The 14680-nt window shown below is 64.8% G+C and carries 11 protein-coding genes; 7 read left to right on the top strand and 4 right to left on the bottom strand.

What is annotated here, in order from left to right:
* The first annotated feature begins 23 nt into the window (after positions 1-23).
* The 4 genes from AC0KVN_RS13135 to AC0KVN_RS13120 all read left to right on the top strand — a co-directional run bounded on the left by AC0KVN_RS13135 (position 24) and on the right by AC0KVN_RS13120 (position 5953).
* Positions 24-2819 carry a 2-oxoglutarate dehydrogenase E1 component gene (locus tag AC0KVN_RS13135; RefSeq protein WP_125998785.1) on the top strand — a complete coding sequence of 932 codons (2796 nt, stop codon included), beginning with the start codon at positions 24-26 and terminating at the stop codon, positions 2817-2819.
* An 8-nt stretch (positions 2820-2827) separates the two neighbouring features.
* A complete protein-coding gene (odhB, locus tag AC0KVN_RS13130; RefSeq protein WP_435567343.1) occupies positions 2828-4075 on the top strand; it encodes a 2-oxoglutarate dehydrogenase complex dihydrolipoyllysine-residue succinyltransferase in 1248 nt (415 codons plus the stop codon).
* Positions 4076-4182: 107 nt separating this feature from the next.
* Positions 4183-5583, top strand: a complete 1401-nt coding sequence (gene lpdA, locus AC0KVN_RS13125) for a dihydrolipoyl dehydrogenase (RefSeq protein WP_435567344.1) — start codon at positions 4183-4185, stop codon at positions 5581-5583.
* Positions 5584-5677: 94 nt separating this feature from the next.
* Positions 5678-5953 carry a hypothetical protein gene (locus AC0KVN_RS13120; protein ID WP_435567345.1) on the top strand — a complete coding sequence of 92 codons (276 nt, stop codon included), beginning with the start codon at positions 5678-5680 and terminating at the stop codon, positions 5951-5953.
* Here the strand turns inward: AC0KVN_RS13120 and AC0KVN_RS13115 are convergent.
* The 3 genes from AC0KVN_RS13115 to AC0KVN_RS13105 all read right to left on the bottom strand — a co-directional run bounded on the left by AC0KVN_RS13115 (position 5929) and on the right by AC0KVN_RS13105 (position 8650).
* Complete coding sequence (locus AC0KVN_RS13115) at positions 5929-7080, bottom strand: GGDEF domain-containing protein (protein ID WP_435567346.1); 1152 nt, start codon at positions 7078-7080, stop codon at positions 5929-5931. The genes AC0KVN_RS13120 and AC0KVN_RS13115 overlap by 25 nt on opposite strands.
* 143 nt (positions 7081-7223) lie before the next feature.
* Positions 7224-7985, bottom strand: a complete 762-nt coding sequence (locus AC0KVN_RS13110) for an enoyl-CoA hydratase/isomerase family protein (protein WP_435567347.1) — start codon at positions 7983-7985, stop codon at positions 7224-7226.
* Positions 7982-8650 (bottom strand): HAD family hydrolase, encoded by a 669-nt coding sequence (locus AC0KVN_RS13105; RefSeq protein ID WP_435567348.1) that lies wholly within the window; start codon positions 8648-8650, stop codon positions 7982-7984. Before AC0KVN_RS13105 ends, AC0KVN_RS13110 begins: the two co-directional genes overlap by 4 nt.
* A 154-nt stretch (positions 8651-8804) precedes the next feature.
* Between AC0KVN_RS13105 and glmU the strand changes: the two genes are divergently transcribed.
* From glmU to glmS, 3 genes are all read left to right on the top strand, one after another.
* Positions 8805-10097, top strand: coding sequence for a bifunctional UDP-N-acetylglucosamine diphosphorylase/glucosamine-1-phosphate N-acetyltransferase GlmU (gene glmU, locus AC0KVN_RS13100; RefSeq protein ID WP_435567442.1), 1293 nt, complete (start codon positions 8805-8807; stop codon positions 10095-10097).
* A complete protein-coding gene (locus AC0KVN_RS13095; RefSeq protein ID WP_435567349.1) occupies positions 10094-10957 on the top strand; it encodes a metallophosphoesterase in 864 nt (287 codons plus the stop codon). The genes glmU and AC0KVN_RS13095 overlap by 4 nt, the downstream gene beginning before the upstream one ends.
* A 116-nt stretch (positions 10958-11073) precedes the next feature.
* Complete coding sequence (gene glmS, locus AC0KVN_RS13090) at positions 11074-12897, top strand: glutamine--fructose-6-phosphate transaminase (isomerizing) (RefSeq protein WP_069336802.1); 1824 nt, start codon at positions 11074-11076, stop codon at positions 12895-12897.
* Positions 12898-12951: 54 nt separating this feature from the next.
* On the opposite strand, the gene AC0KVN_RS13085 is transcribed toward glmS, so the two are convergent.
* Positions 12952-14565, bottom strand: coding sequence for a bifunctional GNAT family N-acetyltransferase/carbon-nitrogen hydrolase family protein (locus tag AC0KVN_RS13085; protein ID WP_017501588.1), 1614 nt, complete (start codon positions 14563-14565; stop codon positions 12952-12954).
* Positions 14566-14680 lie beyond the last annotated feature (115 nt).

Genomic DNA, 14680 nt, shown 5'->3' with positions numbered 1-14680 from the left:
CGGCATGCATGGGACACAAGACGATGGGTTACGAGAACCAGGATTTCGAGATCGAACAGGGGCCGAGCTGGGCACGCCCCAACTGGCCGTTGGCGGACACCGACGACCTGACCGGGGCGATGGACCCGACGCAGATGCAGGTGGCCGTGAAGGCTGCTGCAAAGGCGCAGGGTGCCGCTGTTTCCGAGGCCGATATCGCATCGGCTGCCGAGGACGCAATCCGCGCGCAGATGCTGATCCGCACATATCGCGTGCGCGGTCATCTGGCCGCCAATCTCGATCCGCTGGGCCTGGCCAAGCGTGACCTGCCGGCGGACCTGACCCCGGAATATCATGGCCTGACCGACGCGTCGAAGAAGGTCTTCCTGGGCGGCACGCTGGGCCTGCAGTATGCGACCGTCGCGGAGATCGTGACGATCCTGCGCCAGAATTACTGCGGCAATGTCGGCCTTGAATATATGCATATCGCGGACGTCGAAGAGCGCCGCTTCCTGCAGGAACGCCTGGAAGGCAAGGACAAGGAAATCCACTTCACGCCCGAGGGCAAGAAGGCGATCCTGGCCAAGGTCATCCAGGGCGAGCAGTATGAGAAGTTCCTGGGCCGCAAATATGTCGGCACCAAGCGCTTCGGTCTCGACGGTGGTGAATCCATGATCCCCGCGCTCGAAGCGGTCATCAAATATGGTGGCGCATCGGGCGTGCGCGAGATCGTGTTCGGCATGGCCCATCGCGGCCGCCTGAACGTCCTCGCCAACGTCATGGCCAAGGGCTTCCGCGTCATTTTCCACGAATTTTCGGGCGGCACTGCCAACCCCGAAGACGTGGGTGGTTCGGGCGACGTGAAATATCATCTCGGCACCTCGACCGACCGTGAGTTCGACGGCGTCAAGGTCCATATGTCGCTGGTTCCCAACCCGTCGCACCTTGAAACCGTCGATCCGGTGGTGCTGGGCAAGGTCCGCGCGCAGCAGACCTTCCGCGACGACCTCACCAAGCATGAGCAGGTTCTGCCCGTGCTGATCCACGGCGACGCGGCCTTCGCCGGCCAGGGCATCGTCTGGGAATGCCTCGGCTTCTCGGGCGTCAGCGGCTACAACACCGGCGGCTGCGTTCACTTCATCATCAACAACCAGATCGGCTTCACCACCAGCCCGCAATTCTCGCGCGGCTCGCCCTATCCGTCGGACGTGGCGAAGGGTGTCCAGGCACCGATCCTGCACGTCAATGGCGATGATCCCGAAGCCGTGACCTTTGCGACCAAGCTCGCCATGGAATATCGCCAGAAATTCCATCGCGACGTCGTCGTCGACATGTGGTGCTATCGCCGCTTCGGTCATAACGAAGGCGACGAGCCGGGCTTCACCCAGCCGCTGATGTACAAGGAAATCCGTCAGCATCCGCCGGTCAGCGACATTTATGCCGCGCGCCTGAAGGCGGAAGGCGTGGTGGACGACGCGTTCGTCTCCGGTTCGACCGACGAGTTCGTCGCCCATCTGGAAGACGAGTTCGAAGCCGCCAAGAGCTACAAGGCCAACAAGGCCGACTGGTTCGCCGGTCGCTGGTCGGGCCTGCACAAGCCGGCCGATGCCGAAACCGCGCGCCAGAGCGTGGAATCGGCGATCAACCAGAAGCTGTTCGACAGCCTGGGCCGCACGCTGACCACTGTTCCCGAAGGCCATAATGTCCACAAGACGCTGAAGCGCGTGCTGGATGCCAAAGCCGAGATGTTCAAGTCGGGTGCCAATTTCGACTGGGCGACCGGCGAGGCCCTGGCCTTCGGTTCGCTGCTGTCGGAAGGCTATGGCGTTCGCCTGTCGGGTCAGGACTCGGGTCGCGGCACCTTCAGCCAGCGTCACGCGGTCTGGACCGACCAGGACACCGAGGCCAAATATATCCCGCTTTCGACCGTGCCGCATGGCCGTTTCGAAGTGCTGGACTCGCCTTTGTCCGAATATGGCGTGCTGGGCTTCGAATATGGTTTCGCCCTGGCGGACCCGAAGAGCCTGGTGATCTGGGAAGCGCAGTTCGGCGACTTCGCCAACGGCGCGCAGATCATCTTCGACCAGTATATCGCGTCGTCGGAAACCAAGTGGCTGCGGTCCAACGGCCTCGTCTGCCTGCTGCCGCACGGCTATGAAGGTCAGGGTCCCGAGCATAGCTCGGCGCGTCTGGAACGCTATCTGCAGCTCTGCGCCGAGGGCAATATCCAGGTCGCGAACATCACGACCCCGGCCAATTACTTCCACGCGCTGCGTCGCCAGATGCTGCGGCCCTTCCGCAAGCCGCTCATCATCATGGCGCCCAAGTCGCTGCTGCGTCACAAGGCCGCCGTCAGCAAGGCCGAGGACTTCCTGGGCGAAACGCACTTCAAGCGCATCCTGTCGGACCCCAATGGGTCGGCCGACAAGGATACCAAGCGCCTGGTGCTCTGCTCGGGCAAGGTCTTCTACGACCTGATGGAAGCCCGCGACGCCGCCGGCGACGCCAACACCCAGATCGTCCGTATCGAACAGATCTATCCGTTCGCCACCGACGCACTGGCCACGCGCATCGAGCGCATGACCAATCTGGACGAGGTCGTCTGGTGTCAGGAAGAACCGCGCAACAACGGCGCCTGGTTCTTCGTCGAACCCTATATCGAGGAAGCGCTGGCCAAGGCCGGCAAGGCGCCGATGCGCGCCCGCTATGCCGGCCGCAAGGCTTCGGCATCGCCTGCCACGGGCCTGGCCTCGCGCCATGTGTCCGAACAGGGCGCCCTCGTCGCCGATGCGCTGGGTCACAGCGTTCGTGAAGAAATCCGTCGCCAGAAGAAAGGCTGAGAAAGCACATGGCAACCGAAGTCAAAGTCCCCACGCTGGGCGAATCCGTTACCGAAGCAACCGTCGGTCAGTGGCTCAAGAAGCCGGGTGAAGCGGTCAAGGCCGACGAGCCGATCGTCAGCCTGGAAACCGACAAGGTCGCGGTCGACGTGCCGTCGCCGGTCGCCGGTGTCATGGGTGACCTGGTCGCCAAGGAAGGCGATACGGTCGAGGTCGGCGCGCTGCTGGCCTATGTGAACGAAGGCGGTGCCGCTGCTGCCGCGCCGGCTGCTGCCGCTGCTCCCGCCGCCAAGGCGGAAGCCGCTGCGCCCGCGCCGGCCGCTTCGGCCCCGGCTGCATCGGACGACGAAGAGGGCGGCAGCCTGACCCTGTCGCCGGCGGTCCGCCGCCTGGTGCTGGAGCATGGTCTTGACCCGAGCAAGATCAAGGGCACCGGCAAGGACGGCCGTCTGACCAAGGACGACGTCACCGCTGCCGTCGCCGCCGGCACTGCCAAGGCCGCTGCTGCGACCCCGGCTTCGGCGCCTGCCGCCGACGCCCCGGCCGCTGGCCCCAGCCGCAAGCAGGAACGCGTCAAGATGACCCGCCTGCGCCAGACCGTCGCCAAGCGTCTGAAGGAAGCGCAGAACAACGCTGCCCTGCTGACCACGTACAACGACGTCGACATGACCAACGTCATCGAGGCGCGCGCCAAGTACAAGGATCTGTTCGAGAAGAAGCATGGCGTCCGTCTGGGCTTCATGGGCTTCTTCACGAAGGCCGTCTGCATGGCGCTGAAGGACATTCCGGGCGTCAACGCGCAGATCGAAGGCGACGAAATCGTCTATAACGACTTCGCCGACATCTCGGTCGCCGTTTCGGCCCCGACCGGCCTGGTCGTTCCGGTCATCCGCAATGCGGAAAGCCTGAGCGTCGCTGCCATTGAAAAGACCATCGGCGGCTTCGGCAAGAAGGCCAAGGAAGGCAAGCTGACGATGGAAGATATGAAGGGCGGCACCTTCACCATCTCCAACGGCGGCGTGTTCGGTTCGCTGCTGTCCAGCCCGATCATCAATCCGCCCCAGTCGGCGGTTCTGGGCCTGCACCGCATCGAGGACCGCCCGGTCGTCCGTAACGGCCAGATCGTGATCCGCCCGATGATGTATCTGGCGCTCAGCTATGACCATCGCCTGATCGACGGTCGTGAAGCGGTGACCTTCCTTGTCGCGGTCAAGAACGCGATCGAGGATCCGACCCGTCTGCTGATCGACCTGTAATAATCACCATTTATTGTTGCCCCGGCTTCGGCCGGGGCGCCTCTTGCCCTTGATTTGGGGCAGAGCGATGCCAGTTTGGCTGGCATGACTGGAGAAGGGAAAACCCCATGTCCGATTTCGATTATGACGTCCTGGTTATCGGTGCTGGCCCGGGTGGCTATGTCGCCGCGATCCGTGCTGCTCAGCTGGGCCTGAAGACTGCCTGCGCCGAAAGCCGCGAGACCCTGGGCGGCACCTGCCTCAACGTCGGCTGCATCCCGTCGAAGGCGCTGCTGCACGCCTCGGAACTCTATGACGAGGCCACCAACGGCGCGCTCGCCAAGCTGGGCGTCAAGATCGACAAGATGAGCCTGGACCTACCCACCATGCAGGGCCAGCGCGTCGATGCCATCAAGGGCCTGACCGGCGGCATCGAATATCTGTTCAAGAAGAACAAGGTGACCTGGCTCAAGGGCCTGGCCAGCTTCACCGGCGCCAACACCGTCGAAGTGAATGGCGAGAAGGTGACGGCGAAGAACATCGTCATCGCCACCGGTTCGTCGGTCGCCCCGTTGCCGGGCGTGGCCGTGGACAATGCGGGCGGCAAGATCGTCGATTCGACCGGCGCGCTGGAACTGGACAAGGTTCCGGGCCATCTGGTCGTCGTCGGCGGCGGCGTCATCGGCCTGGAACTGGGTTCGGTCTGGAAGCGCCTGGGCGCCAAGGTGACCGTGGTCGAATATCTCGACCAGATCCTGCCCGGCATGGACGGCGAAGTCCGCAAGGAAGCCAACAAGATCTTCAAGAAGCAGGGCTTCGAATATAAGCTCGGCACCAAGGTGACCGGTGCCGAAGTCGGCAAGTCGGGCGTGACCCTGACCGTCGAACCCGCTGCCGGTGGCGAAGCCGAGAAGATCGAGGCTGATGTCGTCCTGGTGTCGATCGGTCGTCGTCCCAACACCGAGGGCCTGGGCCTCGACAAGATCGGCCTGGAGCTGAACGCGCGCGGTCAGATCGAGACCGACCATGAGTTCGGCACCAAGGTTCCGGGCGTCTGGGCGATTGGTGACGTCATCCCCGGCCCGATGCTGGCGCACAAGGCCGAGGACGAAGGCATTGCCGTCGCCGAGAATATCGCGGGCCTGACCGGCATCGTGAATCATGACGTGATCCCCTCGGTGGTTTACACCAAGCCGGAAATCGCGGGCGTGGGCCTGACCGAGGAAGCCGCCAAGGAACGTGGCGCCGTCAAGGTCGGCAAGTTCCCGATGATGGCGAACAGCCGTGCGAAGACCAATCACGAGCCCGACGGCTTCGTGAAGATCATTGCCGACGCCGAAACCGACAAGGTGCTGGGCGTGTGGATCATCGCCACCGTCGCCGGCACGATGATCGCACAGGCGGCGCAGGCCATGGAATTCGGCGCGTCGAGCGAAGACATCGCTTACACCTGCCATGCGCATCCAACGCACAGCGAAGCGATCAAGGAAGCGGCGATGGCCGTGACCGGCAAGCCGATCCACATGTGATCGACTGCGCTATCGCAGGATAAGGGAAGGGGCCTCCGCCAAGCGGGGGCCTTTTTCTTTTGGGGAAGGGCGCGCGCTGTTCTATCGGACGCGCATGAACCAATTCCCCTCCAGCCAGTCGGTGCCGTCGGCCAATCCGGAGCGGCTGTTTTTCGCCCTGTGGATCATCTTTTCGGTGCTGACCGCGCTGGCCGACATCATCGCGATCGTCTGCCATCCCGAAATGACGCTGCAGATATTGCCGCAGACGGCCCTGGGGCTGGCGGTGTGTCTGCCCTTCGGCGCGGTCGCGATCCTGCTGCGACGCCGGCGGCTCAAGCGCCAGGCCGCGCGCGACGCTTTTCTTCAGGCGATGGCGCGGCTCGACTGAGCATCGCCGGCGGGCGCCAGCGCGGGCCGAATGGCGACGCGGTTGCGGCCCTTTTCCTTCGCTTCATAGAGCGCGCTGTCGGCCCGTGCGATCGCGTCATGGATTGAGCGGTCGGCACGATGCAGGCTGGTGAGGCCGAAGCTGGCGGTGAGCGGGCCGGGCAGGCCAAGCCGGCTTGCCGCCTGTTCGGCGAAGCGCAGCCGGATGGCATCGGCAATGCCGGTCGCCATGGCGGGGTCTGCACCGGGCAGGAAGAGGATGAACTCCTCGCCGCCGAAGCGAGCGATGACGGCATCGGCCGGAGCCAGTGCCCGCAGCGCATCGGCGAGCGCGACGATCACCCGGTCGCCCAGCCCGTGACCATGGGCATCGTTGACGCGCTTGAAATGATCGATGTCGCAGGCGATCAGGCTGCCGCTGGCATCATGGCGCGCCACCGCTTCCTCGAACCCGCGGCGATTGAGCAGGCCGGACAGCGGATCGACATGGGCATCATGGCGATAGCGGGTGAGCACGTCCTGCATGGCCGCCGCGAGTGCGGAGAGGGCCAGGAACAGGCCGAACATGCAGGCCAGCGCCTGCATCAGGAAGGCATATTGGCTGTCGCGGAACGCTACGCCGCCGGGCAGGGTGAAGGACACGCTGCTGCCGCGCAGCAGATTGTCGAGCGCCACCAGGGTGACGGCGGCATAGAGGGCGCGATCGGGCCAGCCGCGCAACTGGCCACGCCCGGCGATCAGCGGAATGGAAATCAGCAGGAAGCAACCGAAGTCGGACGACACCAGTTCCAGCGGGACGATGTCCCGCATCACTGCAAAGCTGCAGATCAGGATCGATATCGCCCAGATGGAGATGCGCAGCCCCAGCACCCAATTGGGGCGCCAGCGCGTCAGCAGCGCCTGGCTGAACAGCAGGAAGCCGGTGGCAAAGGCGGTGTCGGCGACGATGCCCCACAGGCCCGTCGGCAGGAAGTCGAACGCGACCGGCACGGCAAAGCCCATGGCGACGCTGAAGAAGGCGCCGCTCCACCAGCCCGCTTCCCGCGCCCCCCAGCCCCAGACGATGAGGAAGGCGACGCCGAAGCTGGCCATCATGATGGGCAGGAAGAAGGCGAAATTCTCACCCACGAAGCGCGACCGATCCTTTGTGCAGCATGACGGCATGACGTCGCGTCATGCAGGAGCGCCATCCTGCATTTTCCGGTAAATGTCGATGGTTAAGAGAGCGTAACGGTTGCGACGGGCCGAGCGGGGAAACTGCCTAACCCGGATCAGAAATGCGGCTTGCGCTTCTCGCGGAACGCCGCGACCCCTTCGGCAAAGTCGGGATAGGTGAAGGCGTCGCGGAACATTTCCAGCGTCACCATGTCGTCATCCGCCTGACCGTCGAGGATGCGGCGAACCATCGCCTTGGACGCGCGCACGCTATGCTGGGCATTGGCCGCAATCTCGTGGGCCAGTGCGTCAGCGGCGGCCAGCGGATCGGCCGCGATCTCGTCAACCAGGCCGATGGCAAGGGCCGCTTTGGCATCGTGCAGCGCGCCGGTGAACAGGATGCGCTTGGCCCGTGCCGGCCCGACCAGATCGACCAGCAGACGGGTGTCGAACAACGAATAGACGATGCCGAGCTTGGCCGGGGTGATGCCCAGCCGTGCGGTCGGCGCCGCGATGCGCAGGTCGCAGGCGATCGCCAGGCCGCATCCGCCGCCGACGCAATCGCCGTCGATCGCCGCGATCACCGGCTTGTCGGCATGGGCCAGCGCATATTGGGTGGCGCGGATCGCGGCCTGGTTGGCGGCGCGCCAGTCGCCATCGCCCGAACAGGCGGCAAATTCGTTGATGTCGGCGCCGGCGCAGAACAGGCCGGGCGTCGCCGAGGCGAGGATCAGCACGCGGATGTCCGCATCGGCCGTGGCATCGGCGACCAGATGGGGCAGCGCCTCCCACATCGCCTGGGTCATGGCGTTGCGGCGATCGGCCCGGTCGATCAGCAGCCGGGCGACCGCGCCGTCCCGTTCCAGGCGCAGGGTCATGCCGGCCAGGCTTCCAGCATTGGCACCAGTTCGTCGAAATGGTGGATCACCGCATCGGCCTCCAGATTTTCGACCGGACCGTCGAGGAAGCCGAAGCTGACCGCGATGCTGGGAATGCCGGCATTGCGGGCGCCGGCAATGTCGTTGATCGTGTCGCCCAGGAAGATGGTGCGGCCGCCACCGGCCCGCTCGATCATCGCATGGATCGGCGCCGGATCGGGCTTGGCAATACCAACCGTGTCACCGGCCACGACCGAGGCGAAACGGTCGAACAGGCCCAATTGGTGCAGCAAGGGAATCGTGAAGCGTTCCGCCTTGTTGGTGCAGATGGCGAGCTTCACGCCGCGCGCCGTCAGAGCATCCAGCATCGCCATCATGCCGGGATAGGGCAGGGAATGGAGCGCCAGATTCTGTTCATAATAATCGAGCAGGATCGGCAGCGTCTGGTCGAGGATCGCCTCGTCATAGCCGCCCGACGCGTCGAGCGCGCGCTGCAGCATCACCTTGGCCCCCTTGCCCACGAAGGGCCGGATGGAATCGACCGGGAAGGGGGCTCGGCCGATCGTGCCGATGGCATAATTGACCGCCGCGGCCAGATCGCCGCTGGTGTCGAGCAGGGTGCCGTCGAGGTCGAAGCCGACAATGTCGAAGGATAAGCGTGCCATGGCATCGCCATGCCGCGTCGGCGGTGGCAATGGCAAGGCAAACATGGCAGAGAGCCGTGATATTCCAGACCACTTGAACGAAAAGGACGCGCTCGCCGTGACCGCACCTCGCCCCCTAGCAGTCGTCATCCTTGCCGCCGGGCAGGGCACAAGGATGAAGTCCGGCACGCACAAGGTGCTGCACCCGATCGCTGGGCGGCCGATGTTGCTGCACCTGCTTGCCAGCGTCGCGGACCTGCTGCCCGAGAGGCAGGTGGTCGTGGTCGGCGCCGGCCGCGAGCAGGTCGAAAAGGCGGTCGAGGGCAGCGGCGTCGCCATCGCCGTGCAGGAACAGCAGCTTGGCACCGGTCATGCCGTGGCGCAGGCGCATGATGCGCTGGCGGGGTTCGCCGGCGACGTGCTGATCCTCTATGGCGACGTGCCGCTGGTCAGCGGCGCGACGATGCAGGCGATGCTCGATCGGCTGAGCCGGGGTGACGAGCCGCGCGCGGTGGTGCTGGGCTTTCGACCGGACGATGCCGCCGCCTATGGCCGGATCATCGCCGATGGCCAGGGCATCATCGAGAAGATGGTCGAGTTTAAGGATGCGAGCGAGGCCGAGCGCGCCGTCACCCTGTGCAATAGCGGCCTGATGGCGGTGCGGGCGAGCGACCTGTTCGTGCTGCTCGACCAGATCGGCAACAACAATGCGGCCGGCGAATATTATCTGCCCGACATCATCATGCTGCCCGGCGCGAACAGCGCCGTGATCGAGACGGAAGCGTGGGAAGTGGCCGGCGTGAACAGCCGCGCCGAACTGGCCGGCGTCGAAGCCGTGTGGCAGGACCGCCGCCGGGCCGAGGCAATGCGTGAGGGCGTGACCCTGGTCGCGCCGCAGACCGTCTTCTTCTCGTACGACACGGTGCTGGGCCGCGACGTGACGGTCGAACCCAATGTCGTCTTCGGTCCGGGTGTCACCATCGCCGACAATGTCGTCATCCATGCCTTCTCCCATCTGGAAGGCGCGACCGTGGCCAGCGGCGCCGACATCGGCCCCTATGCCCGGCTGCGCCCCGGCGCCGATATCGGCCCCAAGGCGAAGGTCGGCAATTTCGTCGAGATCAAGAAGGCGCGCCTAGACGAAGGGGCGAAGGTCAATCACCTGTCCTATATCGGCGACGCCAGCGTCGGCGCAGCGGCCAATATCGGTGCGGGCACCATCACCTGTAACTATGACGGCTTCTTCAAATATAAGACGCAGATCGGCGCGGGGGCCTTCATCGGCTCCAACAGCGCGCTGGTCGCGCCGGCGACGATCGGCGATGGCGCGATCGTCGCGGCGGGCAGTGTCGTGACCAAGCCGGTTCCGGCCGACGCGCTGTGCCTCGTCCGCCCGCAACAGGAAAGCAAGCCGGGCTGGGCGGCGGCGTTCCGCACCCGCATGCGCGAGCGGAAGGCGAAGGCTTGAATTTCATCCGGCGCCGGCCGTTTCTGTCCGCCCTGCTGTTCCTGTTGCTGATCGCAGTGGCAGGGCCGCTCTGGCTGTTGATGAATGCGCGCGCCATGCCGGTCGTGCGGCGCGCCGATGTCGTGCTGCCTTTCCCGGCGGGCGCGTCGCAGCAGCCGATCCGGGTCGCGCTGCTGACCGACACCCATCTGTCTGGGCCGGACAACAGCCCGGCGCGGATGGCGCGGATCGTGGCCCGGATCAACGGCCTCAAGCCGGACCTGATCCTGCTGGGCGGCGACTATATCGGCGACAATAAATGGGGCGCGACCTATGATGCGCGCCACGCGATCGCGCCCTTCGCCGGGCTGCGCGCGCCGATGGGTGTGGTCGCGGTGCTGGGCAATCATGACAGCCGCAGCAGGAAGAACCGGGTGGCACTGAGCGCCGACGACTGGCAGCGCGCCTTTGCCGATCTGGGCATCACCCTGGTACAGGATGGCGCGGTGCGGCGCGGGCCGCTGGCGATCGGCGGGCTCAAGGATATCTATACCCGCAAGCCCGACATACCCGATACGCTGAAGGCGATGCAGGACATCGGTGGCGCGCCGGTGATCCTGTCGCACGGGCCCGATGTCTTTCCGCTGCTGCCCGATGCACCGTCGCTGACCCTGGTCGGCCATACCCATTGCGGTCAGGTGGCACTGCCCTTTGCCGGGATCGTCTATGTCCCCTCCCGCTATGGTACCCGCTATGCCTGCGGCCGCTATCAGGATGGCAAGAAGGCGATGATCGTGTCCGGAGGCGTGGGCACCAGCGGCCTGCCCTTCCGCATGCTGGCGCCGCCCGACATCTGGCTGATCACCATCCGGCCTCGATGACATTCTTTTCATGGCTCAGCCATGGCGCTGTCGCCTGACCGGCATTAATGGCATGGCGACAAAGCTGTCCTATATGGACGCTATCTGACTAATCTGGTTCGGCGGGGCTTTCCACCATGTGCGGTATCATCGGAATTATTGGTAAGGATCAGGTTGCGGAGCGGCTGGTCGATGGCCTCAAGCGGCTGGAATATCGCGGTTATGACAGTGCCGGCGTCGCCACCGTGCATGATGGCCGGATCGATCGCCGCCGGGCCGAGGGCAAGCTCAACAATCTGGTCAAGGAATTGGCCGCCTCGCCGCTGGCCGGCACCACCGGCATCGCCCATACCCGCTGGGCCACCCATGGCGCGCCGACCACCAGCAATGCGCACCCGCATGCGACCGGCGAAGTGGCGCTGGTCCACAATGGCATCATCGAGAATTTCAAGCCGCTGCGCGACGAACTGATTGCCCGCGGCCGCACCTTCGACAGCCAGACCGACACCGAGGTGGTTGCCCATCTGGTCAGCGAACTGGTGGAGCAGGGCGTGGCGCCGAAGGAGGCCGTGGCGCAGGTGTTGCCGCGCCTGCACGGCGCATTCGCGCTCGCCATCCTGTTCAAGAGTCATCCCGACATGCTGATCGGCGCGCGCCTCGGCTCGCCGCTGGTCGTGGGCTATGGCGATGGCGAAACCTTCCTGGGGTCCGATGCGCTGGCGCTGGCGCCGCTGACCCAGCGCATCGCCTATCTGGACGAGGGCGACTGGGTCGTCATCACCAGGGACGGCGCCGAGATTTTCGACAAGGACAATAACCCGGTCGAACGCCCGGTCACCATTTCCGGCGTGTCCGGCGCGATGATCGACAAGGGCAATCACCGCCACTTCATGCAGAAGGAAATCTATGAGCAGCCGGTCGTCGTGGCCCAGACGCTCAAGGCCTATCTGCAGCGGATGGATGATCGCGTATCGCTGCCGATCCCCGATTTCGACCTGTCGACCATTCGCCGCGTCACCATCGTCGCTTGCGGCACCAGCTTCTATGCCGGCATGGTCGCGCGTTACTGGTTCGAACAATTCGCCCGCGTGCCGGTCGATTTGGATTTCGCCTCCGAGTTCCGCTATCGGGAACCGGTGATGGAGGAGGGCGGCCTGGCCCTGTTCATCAGCCAGTCGGGCGAGACCGCCGACACGCTTGCTGCGCTGCGCTATGCCCGCGCCCAGGGGCAGAAGATCGCCGTCGTCGTCAATGTGCCGACCAGCAGCATGGCGCGCGAGGCCGACCTGCTGCTGCCGACCCATGCCGGCCCGGAAATCGGCGTTGCCTCCACCAAGGCCTTCACCTGCCAGCTTGCCGTGCTCGCTGCCTTCGCCGCCAATCTGGCGCGGGCCAAGGGCAAGCTCAGCGCCAAGGATGAAAAGGAAATTGTCCGTCACCTCGCCGAAGCGCCCGCCGCGATCAACGGCGCGCTCGCCTATGATGAGGCGATCGAGGCGATGGCCCATCATATCGTGCCGGCGCGCGATGTCCTGTATCTCGGCCGCGGCACCGACTATCCGCTGGCGCTGGAAGGCGCGCTGAAACTCAAGGAAATCAGCTATATCCATGCCGAAGGCTATGCCGCCGGCGAGATGAAGCATGGCCCGATCGCGCTGATCGACGAACTGGTGCCGGTGATCTGCATCGCGCCCAGCGGCCCCCTGTTCGAAAAGACCGTCAGCAACATGCAGGAGGTGCAGGCGCGCGGCGGCAAGGTGGTGCTGATTTCCGACTATGACGGGGTGCAGGCGGCGGGCGAGGGGTGCCTCGCCACCATCACCATGCCCAAGGTCCACCCGCTGATCGCGCCGATGGTCTATGCCGTGCCGGTGCAGCTGCTCGCCTATCATGTCGCCGTGCTCAAGGGCACCGATGTCGATCAGCCGCGCAATCTGGCGAAGAGTGTCACCGTCGAGTGAGCCGGACTGCCCCTGCCGTCATGCTGGCAGGGGCTTTGGCTGCTCGCGCTTCGATCAGCCACCACCCGGTGAATTATGGCCACCGGCCGGCACCGGGCCGCCGCTTGGTGCGTGGCTGTGGTCGGGATTGCTGTCCCAGTCGATATGATAGAGGTCGAAGCGGCGGTCGCGCAGGTTGCGGACCGTGCCTTCGGCCCGCGCCCAGCTGAGGTCGGCCAGGTTCACGTCCGCCATGGTCAGCGTCTCGACATTCTCGCTTGCCTCGGCCGCGATTCCGTCACGGGCGAAGGGCAGGTCGCACGGCGTCAGGATCGCGCTCTGCGCATATTGGATGTCCATATTGTCGACGTTCGGCAGGTTGCCGACATTGCCCGACATCACGACATAGCATTGATTCTCGATCGCGCGGGCCTGCGCGCAATAGCGCACGCGCATATAGCCCAGGCGCGAGTCGGTGCAGAAGGGGACGAAGATGATGCGCGCGCCCTGATCGACCAGGCGCCGGGCCAGTTCGGGAAATTCGCTGTCATAGCAGATCAGCACGCCGATCGGGCCGCAATCGGTCTGGATCACGTCGAGCGCGTCGCCGCCCTTGATGTTCCACCAGAAGGCCTCGTTGGGGGTCGGGTGGATCTTCTCCTGGGTGTGGACCGATCCGTCGCGCAGCGCGACATAGGCGATATTCTGGATGTCGCCATCATCGGCGCGGGTCGGGTGCGATCCGCCGATGATGTTGATATTATATTCCAGCGCCATCCGCGTCAGTTCCTTGGTCAGGCGCGGGGTATAGCCGGTCAGCTTGTCGATCGCTTCGATCGGCGACAGTTTCTTGGTTTCGAAGGAGAGCAGGGGCAGGGTGAACAGCTCGGGGAAGACGATGAAGTCCGATCGGTAATCGGCCGCCACATCGACGAAATATTCGATGTTGCGGACGAACTCGTCGAAATCCTTCACCGCGCGCGCCTGAAGCTGACAGGTGGCGAGGCGGACGCTTTCGACGCCGCGCGGCACCCGCATTTCCGGCGCTTCGTCCGGGTCGACATAGGGGTTGCGCCAGACCAGATGCGCGGCATGTCCGTCCGACTGCTTGTCTTCGGGCAGGTAATTTTCGAGCACGCCCAGCGGCTCGAACTGGTTCTTCAACTGGAAGCTGATGACCTGGTCGCGCAGCTTGCCGCTGACCACCTTTTCCAGATAGTCGGCTGCGCTGCCGGCGCGGCGCTTGGCGCGGGCATAGCCGGGCATGCGGCCCGCAATGACGATGCCGTGCAGGTCGAGTTCCTCGGCCAGTTCCTTGCGCTCGTCATAGAGACGCTGGCCGATGCGCAGGCCGCGCAGCTTGGGATCGACCGCCATTTCATAGCCATAAAGCCATTCGCCCGCCGCGCTGTGGCGGGTGCCGAAACCGTTGGCGGTGATCTCCTCCCAGTCATGATGGGAAAAGGCCATCGCCTTGCTGACGCGCATGGTGGCGCAATAGCCCACGACCTTGCTGTCATAGAGGGCGACGAAGCAGCCATTGGGGAAATTGTTGATCTGGCCGCGGATCGTGGCCAGCGAATAATTGGGCATGCCGGGATAGGCGCGGGCGATCAGCCGCTGGATGCCGCGCACATCGCCGGGCACCGCCGCCCGGACTTCCAGGCGCTTCTTGGCTGTCGTGGTCATTCTTTGCTCCCGTCGCATCAATCCGAAAAGGAAAAGGCGGCGCCGGGATGCGGCGCCGCCTCGTTCCGTTTCCGTATTGAAAGCTTCAGGAAGCGATCAGTTCCGGTAAAAAGCC

The sequence above is a fragment of the Sphingobium sp. SG1 genome (assembly GCF_057063145.1).
The sequence above is the reverse complement of the archived record's forward strand: the minus strand, read 5'-3'. Positions and strand labels throughout refer to the sequence as shown.